General features: G+C 59.7%; 19 protein-coding genes and 3 pseudogenes. 11 read left to right on the top strand and 11 right to left on the bottom strand.

Translation table 11 applies throughout. The features are described from left to right. Positions 1–85: 85 nt before the first annotated feature. Positions 86–941, top strand: a pseudogene (locus ABIE40_RS28125) (alpha/beta fold hydrolase). Between the two features lie 56 nt (positions 942–997). Here the strand turns inward: ABIE40_RS28125 and ABIE40_RS28120 are convergent. Next, complete coding sequence (locus tag ABIE40_RS28120) at positions 998–2,182, bottom strand: MFS transporter (protein ID WP_199628606.1); 1,185 nt, start codon at positions 2,180–2,182, stop codon at positions 998–1,000. Positions 2,183–2,413: 231 nt separating this feature from the next. Between ABIE40_RS28120 and ABIE40_RS28115 the strand changes: the two genes are divergently transcribed. The 6 genes from ABIE40_RS28115 to ABIE40_RS28090 all read left to right on the top strand — a co-directional run bounded on the left by ABIE40_RS28115 (position 2,414) and on the right by ABIE40_RS28090 (position 8,009). After that, positions 2,414–2,827, top strand: a complete 414-nt coding sequence (locus ABIE40_RS28115; RefSeq protein WP_199628607.1) for a hypothetical protein — start codon at positions 2,414–2,416, stop codon at positions 2,825–2,827. After that, complete coding sequence (locus ABIE40_RS28110; protein ID WP_199628608.1) at positions 2,824–4,041, top strand: Nramp family divalent metal transporter; 1,218 nt, start codon at positions 2,824–2,826, stop codon at positions 4,039–4,041. Before ABIE40_RS28115 ends, ABIE40_RS28110 begins: the two co-directional genes overlap by 4 nt. A gap of 1 nt (position 4,042) precedes the next feature. Continuing rightward, positions 4,043–4,363, top strand: coding sequence for a hypothetical protein (locus ABIE40_RS28105; protein WP_199628609.1), 321 nt, complete (start codon positions 4,043–4,045; stop codon positions 4,361–4,363). Further along, entirely contained in the window at positions 4,360–4,734 is a 375-nt protein-coding gene (locus ABIE40_RS28100; protein ID WP_354541198.1) for a PRC-barrel domain-containing protein, read from the top strand. The genes ABIE40_RS28105 and ABIE40_RS28100 overlap by 4 nt, the downstream gene beginning before the upstream one ends. Positions 4,735–4,831: 97 nt before the next feature. After that, a complete protein-coding gene (locus ABIE40_RS28095; RefSeq protein WP_199628611.1) occupies positions 4,832–6,352 on the top strand; it encodes an ATPase domain-containing protein in 1,521 nt (506 codons plus the stop codon). After that, positions 6,342–8,009, top strand: coding sequence for an ATP-binding protein (locus ABIE40_RS28090; protein ID WP_210341160.1), 1,668 nt, complete (start codon positions 6,342–6,344; stop codon positions 8,007–8,009). Before ABIE40_RS28095 ends, ABIE40_RS28090 begins: the two co-directional genes overlap by 11 nt. A 50-nt stretch (positions 8,010–8,059) precedes the next feature. Here the strand turns inward: ABIE40_RS28090 and ABIE40_RS28085 are convergent, their stop codons facing one another. From ABIE40_RS28085 to ABIE40_RS28075, 3 genes and pseudogenes are all read right to left on the bottom strand, one after another. After that, a complete protein-coding gene (locus tag ABIE40_RS28085) occupies positions 8,060–8,659 on the bottom strand; it encodes a general stress protein (protein WP_199628612.1) in 600 nt (199 codons plus the stop codon). A 15-nt stretch (positions 8,660–8,674) separates the two neighbouring features. After that, entirely contained in the window at positions 8,675–8,992 is a 318-nt protein-coding gene (locus ABIE40_RS28080) for a PepSY domain-containing protein (protein ID WP_199628613.1), read from the bottom strand. A gap of 539 nt (positions 8,993–9,531) precedes the next feature. Then, a pseudogene (locus ABIE40_RS28075) lies at positions 9,532–10,367 on the bottom strand (methyl-accepting chemotaxis protein); the annotation flags it as partial. A 125-nt stretch (positions 10,368–10,492) separates the two neighbouring features. Between ABIE40_RS28075 and ABIE40_RS28070 the strand changes: the two are divergent. The 3 genes from ABIE40_RS28070 (at position 10,493) to ABIE40_RS28055 (ending at position 13,143) form a co-directional block, all read left to right on the top strand. After that, the gene (locus ABIE40_RS28070; RefSeq protein WP_354541270.1) at positions 10,493–11,680 is read left to right on the top strand and encodes an AAA family ATPase; all 1,188 of its coding nucleotides are present in this window, start codon (positions 10,493–10,495) and stop codon (positions 11,678–11,680) included. After that, positions 11,677–11,979, top strand: a complete 303-nt coding sequence (locus ABIE40_RS28065; protein ID WP_199628614.1) for a hypothetical protein — start codon at positions 11,677–11,679, stop codon at positions 11,977–11,979. The genes ABIE40_RS28070 and ABIE40_RS28065 overlap by 4 nt, the downstream gene beginning before the upstream one ends. A 948-nt stretch (positions 11,980–12,927) precedes the next feature. Further along, a complete protein-coding gene (locus ABIE40_RS28055; RefSeq protein WP_199628615.1) occupies positions 12,928–13,143 on the top strand; it encodes a hypothetical protein in 216 nt (71 codons plus the stop codon). On the opposite strand, the gene ABIE40_RS28050 is transcribed toward ABIE40_RS28055, so the two are convergent. The 3 genes from ABIE40_RS28050 to ABIE40_RS28040 are packed head-to-tail and all read right to left on the bottom strand — an operon-like array spanning position 13,115 to position 14,900. Then, positions 13,115–13,759, bottom strand: a complete 645-nt coding sequence (locus ABIE40_RS28050; protein WP_199628616.1) for a helicase-related protein — start codon at positions 13,757–13,759, stop codon at positions 13,115–13,117. The two genes, ABIE40_RS28055 and ABIE40_RS28050, sit on opposite strands and share 29 nt — an antisense overlap. Positions 13,760–13,770: 11 nt before the next feature. Beyond that, positions 13,771–14,136: a DUF6894 family protein gene (locus ABIE40_RS28045; RefSeq protein WP_199628617.1), complete on the bottom strand. Its 366-nt coding sequence runs from the start codon at positions 14,134–14,136 to the stop codon at positions 13,771–13,773. A 20-nt stretch (positions 14,137–14,156) separates the two neighbouring features. Then, positions 14,157–14,900 (bottom strand): Crp/Fnr family transcriptional regulator, encoded by a 744-nt coding sequence (locus ABIE40_RS28040; RefSeq protein WP_199628618.1) that lies wholly within the window; start codon positions 14,898–14,900, stop codon positions 14,157–14,159. A 240-nt stretch (positions 14,901–15,140) separates the two neighbouring features. Here ABIE40_RS28040 and ABIE40_RS28035 point away from each other — a divergent pair, with 240 nt between their 5' ends. Beyond that, positions 15,141–15,392 (top strand): hypothetical protein, encoded by a 252-nt coding sequence (locus tag ABIE40_RS28035; protein ID WP_199628619.1) that lies wholly within the window; start codon positions 15,141–15,143, stop codon positions 15,390–15,392. A 56-nt stretch (positions 15,393–15,448) separates the two neighbouring features. Here ABIE40_RS28035 and ABIE40_RS28030 read toward each other — a convergent pair. The 4 genes and pseudogenes from ABIE40_RS28030 to ABIE40_RS28015 all read right to left on the bottom strand — a co-directional run. Further along, positions 15,449–15,565, bottom strand: a pseudogene (locus ABIE40_RS28030) (short-chain dehydrogenase); the annotation flags it as partial. A 594-nt stretch (positions 15,566–16,159) separates the two neighbouring features. Then, on the bottom strand, positions 16,160–16,564 hold the full coding sequence (locus tag ABIE40_RS28025; protein ID WP_199628620.1) for a VOC family protein: 405 nt from the start codon (positions 16,562–16,564) through the stop codon (positions 16,160–16,162). A 319-nt stretch (positions 16,565–16,883) separates the two neighbouring features. Beyond that, a complete protein-coding gene (locus ABIE40_RS28020) occupies positions 16,884–17,195 on the bottom strand; it encodes a hypothetical protein (protein ID WP_199628621.1) in 312 nt (103 codons plus the stop codon). Positions 17,196–17,206: 11 nt separating this feature from the next. Beyond that, entirely contained in the window at positions 17,207–18,136 is a 930-nt protein-coding gene (locus ABIE40_RS28015) for an SDR family oxidoreductase (protein ID WP_199628622.1), read from the bottom strand. Positions 18,137–18,170: the final 34 nt, after the last annotated feature.

Below are 18,170 nucleotides of genomic sequence, written 5' to 3'. Positions count from 1 at the left end.
AGGACGCCGCCGCCGGAACCTTTACCGGCAGAGCGGATTTCGGCCGGAAAGGTCAATCTGGAAAATTCCGCAGGCAACGTGCTCCATGTTCAAAGGCTTCGAACTCACAACCATCCAAACGTCACGCGGTCCAATCCGGCTGCGGAAAGGAGGGGAGGGGCCTCCTATCCTTCTCCTCCACGGACATCCGCGGACGCATATGACCTGGGGGCAGGTTGCAGATCGGCTGGCGCCCTCACTCACGGTAATCTGCCCTGATCTGCCGGGCTTCGGCCAGTCTTATATCCCGCCTGAGGCACCGGACAGCCGGCATTCCTCAAAGCGAGAGAAGGCTGCGGTTCTCGTCGAACTGATGGGGCACCTCGGCTATGACCGCTTTACGGTCGTAGGCCATAAACCGTGGCAGCTACCCGGCGTTCCGTATGGCGATGAATCGGCCTGACGTCATCGAGAAGTTGATCGTTGTCGACTGCCTGCCGATCCTCGAGCATCTGGAACGTGCTGACTGGAAATTTGCCCGCGACTGGTATCACTGGTTCTTTTTCGAGCAACCAGAAAAGCCCGAGCGAGCGATCCTGGCCGATCCGCTGGCATGGTATGGGCTGACACCCGATCTGATGGGCCCCGATGCTTATGACGATGTGCTGAGCGCCATTCGCAATCCGAATGTCATCCATGGAATGGTGGAAGACTATCGGGCGGGCATCCGGATCGACCATGATCACGATCGGGCAGACCGAAATGCCGGCAGGAAGGTGCAATGCCCGACGCTCTGCCTCTGGTCGATGCGCGACGACCTGGAGCAGATATACGGTGACCCGTTGACCATCTGGCAGAACTGGGCAACCGATGTGCAAGGGTTCGGAATCGACAGCGGTCATCACGTTGCAGAAGAAAACCCGGAAGATCTCGCGGCAGCTATCCTCTCATTTCTGTCGTGAATGCCACAACGCGCCAGGGGCTTGACGCTGGGCGTGCTCTTGATCATCGAGCAACTTCAAGACAAGGGCTGGTTGCCTGTTGAGAGTACCGGCTCTCGTCTTCTGAACACGATATAGCAAAGTATGGCTACGGCGATCGCTGCTCCCGTGATTGCAAAGATCAGACGGTAGGTCGTCAGCACCGACAGGGACAGTCCCGCGATCTCACCGAAGACGGCTGACGCCGCTGATACACCGAGAAAAACGAGCGTGTTGAGCGCTCCAAGCGCCAATCCGCGCTTGGGCGGCGGAATGAGGACTTGGGCCTCAGTCATCACGAGCGGATGGACGTTCCCCATGGCATAGAGAATGGACAAGCCCGCGCATGCTGAGAAGAAGCTCATGTCCGGAAAGAAGGCGAGGAGAACAGCACAGGTCACCCCGACGGCGTAAGTCGATATGACGATCGAACGTGCGGAGACCCGTGCAAGGACAACAGGCAGCATGAAGCCGGTGACAATCCCGACGATGCTGATCGCGGTGAGCATCGTCCCTACCCCCGCATCTGGACCGAATACGGAAGTGATGTAGGGTGTCGCCCATGCGTTTCGAAATGTGCCACCGACCGAAAGGGTTAAGCACACAGGGACGAGATAAAGCAGTGGCACCAGCGACCCGCAGCCATGATCGGGATCGCTCTCATCCGCGCTCGCAGGCGTTGGTCCAAGTGCGAGAGCAACCGCTGTGGCAATGACCGCCATTGCGGCCGCCGCCAACCAGCAAGCGAGCCGCCAGCCGAATGCTTCGACGAACCACGTTAGAGGAGCCGCAGACAGCAACGCGCCTGCCGAGCCGACAGCGCTGACGGTGGCGGAAAGCTGTCCCGCCTTTTGAGGCTCGTTCGAGCGCCCGAGATGATAAAGCACACCCATGAATATCGGCGCGCAGCCAATCCCGATGAGGGACTGGCCCGTGATCGCCGCCCAGTAACCCGGCGAGAGCGCGATGATGGCCGACCCCGCTGCTCCGATCATCATCATTATCGCCATGGAACCACGCACACCCCATCTATCGAACGATATGCCGACCGGAATCTGCAGGATCGAGAACGAGGCGAAAAACGCCGAGGCGAGCCAGCCAAATTGTTCGGATGACAGTGATAAATCCGCGGACAGAGCCGGACCAACGACCCCAAAATAGCTGCGGAAATACATACTCAGCAGAAAGGCAAAGGCCAGAACAGGAAGACTGAGGGAGTTCATCTGCATCCTACGAAAAGAGCGGCGGGGGCGCTATTCATCTTGGGATGCTCCTGTAGGATGAGGCTGGAGCACCGTAAACCCAGGCGTGAACTAATCGTTCCTGCGCCTTCCGGCTTTCGCTCCTTGAGGCCTTCAGAGCTACCGATCGACCTGGTCGTGCGCTTGTGCCGGGAGCCGTCGCTGCTGCTATTGAAAGACAAACCGTTTCCGCTACGTGAATAGCAAAATCATTTGGGCGCAGCGCAAAGCATGTTCAGCCGATTATCGACCTTCTGCCCGTTTCTCCTCGTCCTCTCAATCTTGCTATCGTCCTGTTCCAACGAAGTGGATCAGCAGACTAAAACGCTTCGGGACATCCTGTCCTGGACCGCGAGCGCCGAGTTCATCGCCGATGCGCGTGCTTCTGAGACAGTGCCCGAAACCTACAGCGGTCTGTCGCTGGCGCGCTGCCGCCAAGAGGTCGCGGCCCTGGTGACTTCGCTTTCCGGCAACCAGAACATCCCTCACGCTGTTGGCGATCTGGATGGCTTGCTGCAGCAGGCTGCTGATGCAGCGTCGAGGCAGGACAGGATAGCCACCGACCGGGCGTTGGAAGCTCTGCGTCACGCACGCTCCGAAATTTCCAGCGAGATGCCGAAGACATGAAGAAGCTGCTGCAGATCTGCCTCGGCATTGTCACCAGTGTTGGCGGTTTCCTTGAGACGGGCCTGATCGCGACCTCGACCCAGGCCGGCGCTGCTTTCGGCTATCAGCTCATCTGGGCCGTCGTGCTCGGCACGATCTGCCTGATCTTCCTGGTGGAAATGTCTGGCCGCTTCGCCATTGCAAGCCGCTACACGATCGCCGACGGCATCCGTGATCGCTTCGGGTCCAATCTTTTCATCGTCATGCTCGCGGTGACATTCGTCGTCAATCTCATGGTGCTTGCGGCCGAAATTGGCGGCGTCTCGCTGGCGCTGCAATTTTTGACCGGCTGGAGCTTTCAGTGGTGGGCCGTGCCGGTGGCGCTTGCCGTCTGGCTGCTACTGTGGCAGGGCACATTCGGCATGATCGAGGACGGCGTATCGTTCTTCGGCCTGCTGGCGCTGAGTTTTGTCGTCGCGATGTTCTGGATGAAGCCACCATGGAGCGAGGTTGCAACGGGACTGGTACCCACGATGCCGGACAAGGATGTCCTTCACTATGCCTTCATAGCCGTTGGCATCCTGGGCGCTGTTATCTCCCCCTATCTCTTCTTCTTTTATTCGTCGGGCGCGATCGAGGAGAAATGGGACAAGTCCTACTTCGGCGTCAACAAAGGCATTGCGACGCTTGGCATGAGCTTCGGAGCTGTGATTTCCGTAGCGATCCTGGTCCTCGCCGCGATGATTTACCCTGCGTGGGGAATCGAGAACGTCGATGGTTATGAGCAGATCGCAATGATCCTGACGCCCGCCTTTGGCGGCTGGGGCCTCTACCTATTCTCAGGGTCTTTGATGATCACTTGTTTTGGTGCGGCGTTGGAAGTTGCCCTTGCGCAGTCCTACCTGATGGCGCAGGGGTTCGGGTGGAACTGGTCGGAGAGCGCCAATCCAAAAACAGATCCCGCCTTCAGCCTTGTCTATACGATCTCGATCCTCATCGCGGTCATTCCCATCGCCGCTGGCCTCGATCCCCTCCAGGTCACCATTTTCTCGATGGCGATCACGGCGGTGAGCCTGCCCTTCGGCGTGGTGCCGTTCATCTTCCTGATGAACGATCGCAAGTATGTGGGGGAGCATGTGAACGGCAAGATCGGAAACACCGTTGTGCTGTTCGTGATCGGCTTGGCGTTCCTGTTTGCGGTCGTGACGATACCTTTGCAGATCTGGGGAGGGTGACGTGCATCTGGTCAGGGATCTTCTCGACAAGCAACTTGTCGACAGCGACGAAAACAAGATCGGCAAGGTCGACGGCCTCGTCATCGAGACCCGAGACGGCAGCCCTCCACGCATAGCTGCGATCGAGACCGGGGCGGGCGTCGTCCTTGATCGTCTAGGATGGCGCACCAGCAGTCACAGGCACTCTATCGCATACGAAAAGGTCACCGATGTCGGCATCGATGTCACCGTGGACGTCGATCCGCAGCAGATGCCGTTGGTGCAGTGGCAGGACTGGCTGCGGCGTCGTGTTCTGCGGTGGATCCCGGGAGGATCGGCATGAGTGAGATCGTCCTTCAGAACCTCATCGGCAAGCGTGTCTACGGGCAAGACGGCGCTGTTATCGGACGCATCGAGGAAGTCGTTGCGGAGCCTTCCGGAAAGGACTTGCTGGTCAAGGAGTATCACCTCGGAACGTTCGCGCTCCTGGAAAGGCTTTCGTCAGGAGAGATCGGTCGCGCCCTCCTCCGCTTCTTCGGAGCAACGAAAGGCGAGGGGCTGGCAGTTCCGTGGGATCAGCTGGATCTGTCCTCACGTGATCGGCTTCGAATCCGATGTTCGGTCGATGAACTGCGACCGCCCCGCCCGGTCGGAGCCGGAGGCATTCTGACCTTTACACGATCCCGACTGTCACGAACGAGCGATGCTGCCTGAGGGGGCAATATGCGCTTGAATGCGGAGCGAGTGGTCAAGCACTTGAGACCGTAGCTACGCATTCTATATCGAGTCTGCGAAACGGAGGCATTCCCGCATGAACGAACAGCCCGACAACGCGTTGCCCGAAGATCCTGCTCGCATCTCGAGCGGCGTCCCGGGGCTCGATGCCATCCTTGACGGCGGGCTGGACAAGGACCGGCTCTACCTCTACGAGGGCCGCCCGGGAACCGGAAAGACCACGATCGCCCTTCAATTTCTGCTGGAAGGTGTACGCCAGGGGGAGCGTGTCCTCTACATCACGCTTTCTGAAACCGAGAATGAACTGCGCCTTGTCGCCCGCCGTCACGGCTGGTCGCTCGAGGGCGTGTCCGTCTTCGAGCTCGTTCCGCCAGAAACGACGCTCGATCCAGAACGGGAACTGACGGTTTTCCATCCGGCGGAAATGGAGCTGAACGAGACGACAAAGCTCATCCTCGAGCGCGTCTCCGAACTGAACCCGACGCGTGTCATCATCGACAGTCTCTCAGAGCTGAGGCTTCTTGCTCATAGCCCTCTCCGCTATCGCCGCCAGGTCCTCGCACTGAAACACTATTTCGCCAGTCGTCGATGCACGGTCATTCTTCTTGACGATCTTTCGGCACAACAGAATGACCTCCAGCTTCACTCGATCTCCCACGGCGTCGTCCTCCTGGAGCAGCTCGCGATCGATTTCGGGGCCGAGCGGCGCCGCCTGCGCGTCGTCAAGATGCGGGGCATCAAGTTCCGGGGCGGCTACCACGATTTCACGATCGAGAAAGGCGGCCTTCAGATCTTTCCCCGACTTGTCGCTGCGGATCATCACCAGGACTTCGTGGAAGAATTTACACCGAGCGGCAATGCCGAACTCGATCAGATGTTGGGCGGCGGGTTCGAACGCGGGACGAACGCTCTTTTCCTCGGTGCGGCAGGCGTCGGAAAGTCGTCTCTTGCGCTGAGTTTTGCCCTCGCCGCGGCAGATCGCGGCGAGCACGCGGTCGTCTATGCCTTTGACGAAGGAAGCGGGACGCTGCAGGCGCGCGCCAGAAACCTTGGCTTCGACCTTCAAAGCCATCTCAAGAGCGGGCTCATTCGCCTGCAGCAGATCGATCCTGCTGAACTATCCCCCGGAGAGTTCGCTGCGAATGTGCAGAAAAGTGTCGAGACGGACGGCGCACGTGTGGTCGTTATCGATAGCTTGAACGGCTATCTCAACGCCATGCCTGACGAGCGGTTCCTGGTCCTGCAAATGCACGAGCTTCTGTCATATCTGGGCCAGCGCGGAGTGCTCACCATCCTTGTGCTTGCGCAGCACGGTCTTGTCGGACCGCTGGAGGCGCCGCTCGATTTAAGCTACCTCAGTGATGCGGTGGTCATGCTGCGCTATTTCGAGATGGACGGCGAGGTAAAGCGGGCGATCTCCGTGGTCAAGAAGCGAAGCGGTAGGCATGAGCATAGCGTACGCGAGTTCAGTTTGTCGGAACATGGGATCAAGCTTGGACCACCCACACGCGGGTTCACCGGCGTGCTTGCCGGATCGCCCTATTTCTCCGCCGCTCCAACGGTAAAGTCAGAGGACGGAACAGACATTGCAAAGTGAGGATCCGATCGAGCCGATCATCATCCTTGCGCCGATCGGTCGGGACGCCGCGGCTTCTGCCGGCTTGCTCCGGCAGAGTGGCATCGATGTGCAGGTCTGCAGCGATTTGCGTGACCTCGTTCAAGCGTTGGAAGCCGGCGCTGCGGCCTCTTTCATTGCCGAGGAGGCCTTGTTTGCCAAGGACGTGCAGGCTCTGTTTGAGTGGGTGGCGCAACAGCCCCCCTGGTCCGACCACCCTTTTATCTTGCTGACCAGCCGGCAGGAGCAGACCGGAATAGAGTTCTGGCGCCAGAAACTTATTCATTCCCTGCGCAACGTTTCGCTCCTGGAAAGGCCCGTCGACGCTTTAACGCTTGTCACCACTATCCAGGCAGCAATGCGCGCCCGAGCGCGTCAACTGGAGCTACGCGCCTTGCTCGTGGAGCGTGAGCGTGCGTCACAGGAACTGGAACGCCAGGTCGCGGCACGGACGCAAGAACTTGAGGCTGCCAATGCGTCCTTGCGCAAACAGATGACAGAACGGGCGCTTATTGAGGAAAAGCTTCGGCAAGCGCAGAAGATCGAGGCGATCGGGCAGCTGACCGGTGGTGTCGCCCACGACTTCAACAATCTGCTGATGGTTATTTCCGGCGGCCTTCAGATGCTGGATCGTCAGGTCGACCCTGCCAAACGCCAGAGGCTGATGGACGGTATGCGGCAGGCGACGGAGCGGGGCGCCGGCCTGACGCGGCAGTTGCTGGCTTTCTCTCGTCGTCAGGAGTTAAAACCCCAAACGGTCGATCTGGAACGCCAGATTGGCGGGATGCGCGAACTGCTAGACCGCAGCTTGCGCGGTGACGTAGAGGTCACTTTCGATTTCACCGCCGGTCTGTGGCCGGTGGAGGTGGACGCAAGCGAATTGGAGCTTGTCGTCCTCAATCTGGCGGTCAATGCGCGTGATGCAATGCCCGGCGGGGGCACGATCGTCATTCGCGCCGAGAACCTGCCGGCGACCACGGGTGAAGCGAAAGACTCCGTCAGCTTATCGGTATCCGACAACGGTTCTGGCATGCCGCCCGACGTAAGGGCTCGAGTTTTCGAGCCCTTCTTCACGACAAAAGACATCGGTAAAGGTTCGGGTCTCGGTCTGGCCCAGGTGCATGGATTCATCCAGCAATCCGGCGGCAAGATCGAGATCGACAGCGAGGTAGGGCGCGGCACAACCGTCGCGCTTCTGATCCCGCGGTCTCGCAAATCGCCTCCTCCGGACCAGCATCATCTGGTTGACCTTCATGTCGAGCGCCGCCGGCCGGCCTCGGCGGGCAGTGTCTTGCTTGTTGAGGATGACGATGAGGTCGCGACCCTGGTCGCGGAGATGCTCGACGAGTTGGGTTTCCAGGTGACACGGGTGGCAACAGCCGCCGCGGCCCTCGGGGCGCTTGCAAACGGGCGGTCAGTGGACGTTGTGTTTTCGGACATCATGATGCCCGGAGGGATGAACGGTGTGGCACTGGCGAAGGAAATCCGGGCGCGCCGTGCGGATCTTCCCGTGCTTCTGACAAGCGGGTATTCCGAAGCAGCAAAAAAAGCAGCTGACGCCGCAGGCATCAAGATCCTGCCCAAGCCGTACCAGCTGTCTCAGTTATCGGAGGCGCTCCAAGACGTTCTACGGGCTTAATGCCCAAGTCTCGAGGGACAGGGCGCCGCGAAGCGCCCTGTCTTAATCGATTACAGGCTCGTGCGACGATAACGCAGGCGTTCTTGTTCCACCTGGTCTACATTATAAGGGTCGAGCGTGTCGTCGAAACGCGTCCAACCCTGCTCTTCGTAGGCAGCCCGGCGCGCGGTCGGATCAACCCAGTTCGAGCGCTTGAGGATTGCCTCGGCTTCCGGGGCCAATGCGTCGTCGACCTTGGCGGTGACGAGCGTCCCGCCGCGGCGAACGCCTTCGGCATAGACGTGGGCATCGCGTTCGGAGACGCCAGAGCTTGTCATCGCTCCGATGATGCCGCCAGTCGCACCGCCCGCAACGGCCCCAGCCGCGGCACCTGCCGCTGTCGCAGCCAGCCAGCCGGCGGCCACGACGGGACCGACGCCCGGGATCGCCATCAGACCGAGGCCGGTCAAAAGACCGCCCGCACCACCGACGACCGCGCCAATGCCGGCGCCGGTCCCGGCGCCTTCGGCCGCGTTGGAATCGCCATGACGCTTGTCGGCGTTGTTGGAGACGATGCTGATATCGTCAGAGCGCACGCCAGCGGATTCGAGCGCGCTGACCGCGGCGCTGGCATCGCTGTAGTCGTCAAACAGTCCGGTTACAGTTCTCATTGTGATCTCCTTGGGTTACTTGGCGACAACGTTGCCCTGGTAGTCGAGGGCGATCGTGACGGCTTTGCCGTCCTTCATACCCGCAGCGTTCCAGACGCCTTTGTCGTCCTTCTTCAGGTCCTTGACGTCGGTATAGCCAGCCTTCTCGATACGGTCCTTGGCCTGAGCTTCGGTGAAGCTGTTGGCACCTTCAACCGGCGCGGTCGGGTTCTTCGTGTCTGGGGTGGCAACGGCCGGTGTATCGCCATTGCTATTGGCGGCAGGAGCGGTCTGGGCGAAGGCCGAAATAGACGAGGCGCATACGAGCGCGGCGGCGAGAATAAGCTTTTTCATGGTGTTTCCTCTCGATGTTCAGATCTTCGTGAACGGATCCGCTGAGATAACCCTGCTGCGAGCTGATGGTTCCGGTAACGTCTTTGCGGCCTTGCCGGAAACCCACGCTTTTCAGTGATTTGACGGCACGATACCTGAGGCTGCCGAGTGGTGCGGCTTCAGCCGGATCGGCGGCTTCTACGCGTCGCTTCGCTTGAGATAGGTTGGCTAGGCAAGATAAGGAGGCGGAGAGGACCGTGCACCGGCCTCCAAGATCATAAGGCTTTGCGAGACGACGTTTCCCGCTCTACCTCCATCCCAATCCGGCTACACCTCGGCAATCTGGCGGCGTACACGGCTACCGAACTGCGGGCGGCATCGCCGACCCTTAAGTGGGCGTCCCATATCGTCGGAAATCGCGTTGGCGGCCGCGTCAGTTCGGGATCGCAACCATGCGCTCGTCCAGTCGCCGCCTGCAAGGGGCGACCAGATTTCTATCCCGGTCCCCGCCTGGATCATGCAGGCGGTCGGGCTAACACTCTAGCTACTCGTCGTGGACCTCAGAATTCTTCCCAAGTTCCTGAAGATGCACCGAAGCCGTTGGCGACCTTTTTCGTCGGCAACTTGCTTTCGACCACAGGTGCCGGACGGCTTGCGGGTGCGGCCATTATCCGAGCCATGCCGCGCAAAGCTGTCGACTGAGCTGACGCAGCACCCCCAAGTTTGAACTGGGACAGGAGCGCGTTGAGTGAGGCTGCTTCTTTCGCCAGGCCGTGGCTCGCCGCGGTCGATTGCTCGACCATGGCAGCGTTCTGCTGAGTCCCCTGGTCCATCGTGTTAACTGCGGTGTTGATTTCCTGGAGCCCGGTCGATTGTTCCCGAGCCGCCTCGACGATCGCGCTGACATGACGGCTGATTTCCTGGACTTCGCCCGCGATCGTTTCCAATGAAGTCCCGGCCTCTCCAACGAGTTGGACGCCAGAACGCACCTGATTACTAGATGCCATGATCAGGGTTTTGATCTCCTTGGCAGCGGTCGCCGAGCGTTGAGCGAGTTCGCGAACTTCCTGGGCAACAACCGCAAAACCCTTACCCGCTTCGCCGGCGCGAGCCGCTTCCACTCCGGCGTGGAGGGCCAGCAGGTTGGTTTGGAAGGCGATTTCATCGATTACCCCGATGATGTTGCTGATCTCGGTCGAAGATTTTTCGATGGCCTGCATCGCCGCAACTGCATTGCGCACCACATCGCCAGACTTCGCCGCGCCATCACGCGCTCTAGTGACGAGGGCGCCGGCTTCTTCCGCGCGGCGGGTAGAGTCCTTCAAGTGGTCGTGATTTGTTCAAGAGCCGCGGCGGTCTCCTCGACGGACGCCGCCTGCTGCTCGGTACGCTTCGACCGACGGGCCAAGCCTCGTTGATTTGGATGGATACGGTCCGGCCAAGGACTGGGGCTTCAATCTAGCCGACGACGTCGAAAGCTGGCGCCATGGTACGATCGAATGATCGGAGGTCGACAAAGGGATCCTGATCAGCGGGCCGCCGGGCTGCGGGAAGACTCTGTTTGCGTCCGCGCTCGCCCGCACATGCAATACCGGGATCGTCGCGACGTCTGTAGCCCAGTGGCTCGCCGCAGGACATCTGGACGGCGTCCTTTCGGCCATGCGAAGGAGCTTCCACGACGCGGTGGCGAAGAAGCCCTGCATTCTGTTTATTGACGAGATCGACGGCATCGGCGACCGGGCTACGATCCGGGGGCAGTACGATCAATACTGGGTTCAGGTCGTGAACTCCCTTCTGGAGCTCGTCGACGGTTTCGAGAAGCACGAGGGCGTGGTGCTTGTCGCCGCCACTAATTTTCCGGAAAAGATCGATCCCGCCTTGAGAAGAGCGGGCAGGCTCGATCGTCATGTTGCAATCCCGCTTCCAGACGCGTCTGCCAGAAGAGCCTTATGCCAACGATATCTTCGGAAAGATCTTTCCGACGTGGACGTTGACAGGATCGTATCGTTGACGGAAGGCATGACCGGGGCGGACTTCGAGCAGATGGGGAGGGATGTACGCAGACGTGCACGAAGGGCACGTGTGGAACCTTCCTCCGAGCTGATCCTCGGCGCGCTTCCTCCTGTCCTGAAGATTTCCGGCGAAAGGCGCCGGACGGTTGCCGTGCATGAAGCGGGTCACGCCGTCGTCGGTCTTCACCTGGGCGTCGGCAAGCTGGAGCGGGTCGTGGTCCACGACACGGTAGCGCGGGGACGGTCCGCGGCGGGACACACGCATTTCGTTCTCGACGATGCGAAGGAGCGGGACCGCCAGACGTTTCTCGGTCAGATCGCGATGCTCCTGGGAGGAAGGCTTGCGGAGGAGGTCATTCTCGGTACGGCGTTCGAAGGCTCCGGAGGCGCTGGCTCGGACATCCAGAAGGCTACCGATCTCGCGACGTTCATGGACGTCCAGCTAGCGATGGGCGAGACCGTCGGCTACTTCTCGGCAAACTCGTCCGCAGATCTGGAAGCTTTGCGCCGCGACGTCGCGAGCGTGCGGGAACGCGTCGAGAAGGTCCTCCTGAAAGAGTGGCAGCGGGCCAGGGCAATCGTCGAGCAGCACGAGAAGATTATCGTGCGTCTTGCCGACAAGCTCGAGTTGGAAGGATGTGCGAGCGGCATTGATGTCGAGAGGATGATGTCGCGGAGAGGGAGGGCGAGCAGATGAAAGCGCCCTCGGATTTAACCTGGAAACTGGTCGTGAAAGGGCTGAAGGCCAAGGCGATGCTGGATCGGAAGCTGGCGATCGGTTCGATCATCGAGGAAGTGGCCGGTGAAGCTGTTTCGGTCCGAACAGCGCGGAAGTTCTTGCTGACGATGTCGGTCGAGGCGCTCTCGGGTGGGCCACGTCTGTTGGATGCCCATGGGGAAGGCCGGGTATTGCTGATCGCGTTCGACGACTTCCTTGAAGTCATAGCCGATCCTCAACCGACGCTCGCGGAAGTCATGGCGACCGCCAAGCGCTAGTTCAGTAACTTCTTGAACCTGTGCGAAAGCGCTCGCATTGCGCGTTTAGGGTCGGAGGCGTCGGGGCCTTGTCAGGAGCCAACCCTGCGGAGCTGCTCGGCGCCTTTGCCGATTGGCACCGACATGTGACCGCGTTCGTCACAAGCCTCGACCTCGACGTCGAACGCTTCTCCAGCGCGCTGCCGCATGAGCTCGACAAGCCATCGAGGACGACCTATCCCTTCCACGGGCAACGGCGTGGACGGCAGCCGAGAGACTCTCCACCGTGTACTTGCCGCGGTCGGATTGCCGATATCGGTAACCTCGGTGTTGCGCCTCCACCTCCGAATGATCAGACCCAGCATTCCCTTCTGCTCGGCCGCGAGTTGAAAGCGCCTGGAGACATCCATTGGAAGACGACAAATTTCGGCCACGACGGCGCCCAGACCTCCGTGTCGGAACGCTTCCTCGAACGTTTCTTGCACGGCGAGGTCGTTCGCGCACTCTACGAACACGAGCCTGTTCGTCGCCAGTCCGACGCCAGAGAGCGAAGGTGCGAACAGGTCGGGTCGCGAGAAGCACCACACCACCGGACCGGTCGTCCGTGCCGCTATTCCCGCGACGAATTGGGCAGACGCCGCTCCCCACACCGCGTCGTCTCCGCCTCCACCCACCTCATGTATCGCGCCGTAGGCGAGGCCCCCGTGAGGAAGTCGTCCATCGATGTTCGGAAGACCGAACGGCAGCGATCTACGAGACCTTTTGCCCCGCCGTCGGTGTGGCCGATGACTTCACGAAGGTGGGCGATAGTCTCCGCAGTCGCGCGCGAGGGCACGGTCGTGTCTCCTGACAACTAGGCATATGTTCCTATTATGTTCCGCTTTTCTTCAGAGTCAAGATCTGCACCCGCGGGTCCGGATAACTTGCACCGGTCGCCGCGGCGTACGACGATGTTCAAAAGGAGATGCCATGATTGAAATCGATAAAGACCGTCTGGGCATGGACGGCCGCGGTCTACAGCAGCGACGGCTTGAGCAGCTACTTTTCGCAAGAATGCAAGGGACGACAATGGAGAAGGCCGAGCCGGTTAACTTCAGTTCCCTTGCTGCGGACATCCTGAGGATCATCGAAAGGTATGAAGCTGGCGACAATGAGATCACCGATGCTTTCCAAACACCGCTGTGACGTGCTCGGGCAGGCTCTCCAGTCGCGGGCTCATTGCCGCGCAGTGGTCACAGCAGTAGCGAAACCGTCTGGTCGACGGCCTTGCGCTGAAGACGGCGTTCAAAATAGCGCGTCCTAGTCCTTGTCGTCCTCCAGCCTTGGGACCTTCGAAGTAGCTCACTAGGCGGTCGCGGTAGCAACCGTCTCCTTCGAGGAGATTCCGAAGGTCTGCGATCTGCTGTGTTCTGTGCGCCAGGATCCGTCGCGCTGAACTCTCGTCGGTCGCGGCGCGGAACGAAGTCTTCTCCGCCATGTAGCGAAGCAGGCCGACGTCACGACCGCCTCCTCGAACTTCTTCCTTGAAGATGACTGCCACGGATTGTGCGCCGTCGCGGCCGGCGCGGCCGAATTCCTGCAGGTAGTCCTCGACAGAAGACGGTTGTTGCCAATGGATGACAAGGCGAACGTCGGGAACGTCCAGTCCCATGCCGAAGGCGTTCGTGCAGATGATGTGATCAAGCTTCGGTCGACTCTCGCCCGTGAAGCGCTTCAGAAGTTCCTGCCGCTGCCATTCGGTCCCGAGTTTAGAATGATAGAACGGCACCTCCAGCCCATTGTTGTCGTTCAGCGGCGTCATGTTCGAGCAGACTAATACATTCTAAGAATGACGCTTTTCCAGCCGGCTGGCGCAGACATCGCTGCAGCCTTCCGCACTTCCTCGTCGCCATTAGGGGCCGGGCGTTTGTTCGCGAGCCGATCAGTCGCCGTCGCAAGCAAATTTAGCAGGGCAGGTATCGCTTCGATGGTTGAGACTATCTCGCATGTTCCATCTGCATCGACGATCTCGACGCCCGTCGGAAAATTTTCGGAGCGAGCTTGGATCGTGTAGGCGATCAAGTCTCGAAGGATTTCCAGGGCCTCTGCCCGCGCTTCGGATCGACTCGGAAGATCGCTCCCCTCGCGATCCTCTACGAGATAACCTTCGTGCCTGACGCCAAAAAAGTACTTGGTCATGACGGGCCTCCGTTGCGGCCCTAACCTCGTCGCACCTGTCGGGTTCCCAACTCGACCAAGCTTTTGGCTTCTTCTGGCGGCTCCAATCTCTCATTGGAGCCGTAGAACCCTCGGGCGGCCGCCTCCAGCCCCTCGCGGTCAAGAATTTGTACGTGGCCACGCGTGGAGCGGATCACGCCCGTTCCTTCCAGAACGTGCAGGGCCCCGGTAACTCCAGGTCTTCTGACGCCGAGCATCGCCGCGAGGCACTCATGCGTGATGTCGATATGCCTTTGTCCGAGGCGATCATCAAGCATCAGCAGCCATCTGGCGACTCGGTGCTCGATGTGTCCCCTGGCGTTCGCAAGCGCGGTTCCTGCTGCCTGTAGAAACGCGTTCCGGCGGTAATCGCGGCACGAGACTTCCAACGTCGGGAACCGTCGAAGGATATGCAGAAAGTCGGCTGCGTCGACACGCAGTCCTTCCCCAGGAACCTGTACGACTACCTTCGTCGCAGCGTGGACAGACCCGTCGAGAAGGGAAACGCCGATGAAACCTTCCGGACCGACGAGCCCAATTCCTGCACGCCCAACGGAGCGTGCCTCCACGAACGAGCATGCCACTCCTTGGTCGATGAACCAGACGTCTTTGATCGGCCGCTGCGGATCTTCGAGAACCTTCCCAACCGGTAGCGGAACCGGATACGCCAACACCCGAAGGGCGTCTGCCTCCTTCTGAGGCAATGAAAGAAGTATCGCGTTGCGATCGACGAAGCCCATCTTCATCTTCAACCACCTCCTGCCCGCAAAACGCGAGAAGGCGAAGATGGTTCACGATGGTCGAGGTTGTTTGGCGAGGCTCGACGAATAGCTTTTGGCGAGGCAACCGAAGTCAGTCCTTGCACGAGGATCGAAAACACCACGACGATATACGTTGCTGACGACGCGAAACGTTGACCGAAGCTCTTTTTCAAATAACGGGAACATCGTCCTGCTTTCGGGGTTTGGCAACCTTGGAGAACCCCGATGGTCGAAGCTGTCCCAGTCAAGCTTGAGAATGTATTCGCTAGTCCGACGACGGATGTCGAAGCCGAGCGTTTTAAGCAGGCCCAGGAACAGGTTAGATCGGCGTTGGATGGTCTTCTCTCGACGGCAACGGCGGCGGGTTGGGGAGTCCGGGAGATTGTAGTGGCGATCTCCGATGCCGCTGCCGTACTCAAAGAGAGTTATGTGGCGGACGCGAGCCCGATCGAAGTGCCCTCATCCGTTCAGACCTGACGCCGCCAGCGGAATTCCGACCCGGTGCGAGGCGTCATCGAGAACTCCCACGGTAGCTTGTCGCCGAACTCGATGCGGGCCTTCTCAACAATGGCGGCGCTGCGGACCGTTGCCAGGCCGATGCCGCTGGTGCCCCCAGTAATGAGAGCGGTCTTGTTTGCAAGTCTGGACATGACGAACTCCTGGCGTTGGTGAAAGGTCCCGATGCGGAGGCCGATGACCATGATTTACTACCGGGGAACTGTCCGAATTTGGGCAGAAACAATTCTGCTGTTCGGACTCGCAGAACGTTGCGCGAAACGTATGGGACTTTCCAACGCCCTAAGTCTTCCGGCGCACGGCATCTGCTTCGAATGCAGCCGCCCGCCTACGCACGGGGAGGGCCGGATCATGTTCCATATGAACCGGGAAACTGCGGGTTCGGCCGATGCCAGAAGACTCAGACAGCCAGTTCAGAAGCACGAAAAGCATTGAGATTGGCGGACGGAGTAGCGAAAGAAAGGCCTTGGAACCAGCTTTGCCCTTTGGTTCCAAGGCCTCCTCATGCGCACCATCATTGCATGTCGTCGGTATCTCAAGCCTGCGACGGGCGCCTGGTAAAACAACGCGGGCTGGTCTGTCAACTCGACACGAGATCGATATTTCCATACTAGAAACTGATGAACTCCGCGAATATTGGCTTTTTCCTTTTTCGGTGGGCGTTTCCGCGGAAGCTCCTGGATGCGAGGCTCGGAGCGGGTGCATCGCAACGACCACGTGGTTGCGCCTTAGGGCGCACCATTGATTTCGATTACGTTCAGATCCGGGTCGCGAAGGTATAGCTGGGGAAAACCAGCCAGGCCGATGCGGGAAACAAGAAGATAGTTTGGATGATCTTCCGGGAGGTCCTCTCGGAAGCCGAGGGCCTCGAGACGTTCGAGGGTCGCATCGAAATCATCCGTTCTGAACGCAAAGTGCCAGTCATTGCGGTCGACGAAAGGTCGTCTGCGAAAAGTGCCTTCAGGGTGCACGACGAGGTGTATTTGCAGACTGCCGCAGGCGAGCCAAGCTCCCTTTACGGGGAAGTTGGGACGGGGGATCTCGGCGAGCTTGAATACGTCGCGGTAAAAAGGAAGCGATGTCGCCAAGTCAGCGGTGATGATCGATACATGATGCAGGGCGAGCGACGGCATGTCTGTCCCCAAAGATCGTGCTAACGGAGCCATATTAGCAAGCTTTTCGGAGAATGCCACAAATTGCAAATGTGGCTCAGGCTTGGGAGCACGCCCGCTCTAGCGGAAAGAGCTGCGTTGGCGCTGCTTTTTCGTGATGGGGAGGTGATTGCGAGTGTCGGCTTGGCCAACAACCTGCCGCGTTGATTTGCGAGAACCCTTAAGGCTCTCGCCACTCTGGGCCGGTTATGGGTCCCTACCAGGCGTGAGAAGCATCGGCGGGCAAAGCTCAGTCGGATGCCGACCCAATGCCATTAATGCAAAAAAATGAGAGCGTACGTCAGCCTGGAGTCGATTCTAAACCCGCGTCCGTGCCGGAGTTCAGCAACGTCTCGACGACAGAAATGCCGTGAGACTGCGCGGTGGCAGCGGCAGGCCGCGGCAGTTTCTCAATAATTCTTTTGTACCGGAAGCCCTTCGACGTAAGCCGGCACAGGCACTTCGGGCCCAACGCGCCCTGCACTTCGATCAGTTCCGCCTCTCTGGCGCGTATTATTGTCTTAAGGCCCACGTGTCTGGGAGCCTTGGAATATCGGCGAGGCCCCAGTGCTAGCACCAGGGCCTCGATCCGTCTGCTGGCGGTGTTGATCATCGATGCTCCCATCACGTCTTACTGCAAAATCTAGGCCATACCGGGCAGGATTTTGTTAAGACGGCGGCTTTGTCGTGCACTTCCGGCGGACCTTTTTTGGCAATTGCTACGCGCAAACGTCTGAGGGGGACCGAGGTATCCTGTCGTTCTCTGGACTTTCGCGATGCCATCGCCGCACTTAAAAGCCGGGCCCTTTCCATGTGAGGCTCGCACCAGAGGGAATCAGACTGAAGTGCGCCGACCGATCCACCACCGTCAGCAAAGAGGACCTGGCCGGTGATGTAAGATGCCTCTTCGGACAGGAAGAAGGCTATTGCAGCGGCAATTTCTTCCGGCTTTCCCAGGCGCCGCATCGGAATCGTCGAGAGAAAGCGGGCCTCTGCTTCGCTTCCGGCAGGGGTGTTTCTCCGGAACATCTCGGTTTCCGTCGGTCCCGGCGCAACCGCGTTGACGGTGATGCCGGTCTCCGCGAGCTCCATCGCCCAAGTTCGCGTCAGACTGTTCAACGCGGCCTTCGCTGCAGCGTAGCCGCTCCTGAGCGCTGTGCCGGTCGTGACAAGGCTTGTCACGTTGACGATGCGGCCCCACCTGCTCTCCATGAACGAAGGTAGGACGGATTGGGTGGTCAGGATGGCCGAATGAATGTTCAAGCGAAGCATTTCTTCGACGTCGCTCAGGTTGATTTCGCCCAGCCGATGAAGCTTGGCCATCCCGACATTGTTTACTACGCCATCGAAGGAGTACCTCTTGGTGAGCGCTTGCAGCGCGCCGGCAGCGGCACCGTCGTCGCCAAAATCGATCGGTACCAGTTCGCCGGGAAAGGTTGGATCCCTTCCTCGGGCGACGCCGACGACTACATGGCCGTTATTGGCCAAGCGATCTGACAGAGCTCTGCCGATGCCCCGGCTCGCGCCGGTGACGAGAATCGTTCGTGTTTTCATGATGACTTTGTTCCTGATATCGAGAGCTCGTGCT

Origin of the sequence: Rhizobium sp. OAE497 (genome assembly GCF_040546565.1) — a bacterium.
GTDB lineage: Bacteria > Pseudomonadota > Alphaproteobacteria > Rhizobiales > Rhizobiaceae > Rhizobium.
Note: the sequence above shows the minus strand (reverse complement) of the source record. Positions and strands in the feature narration are given on the sequence as shown.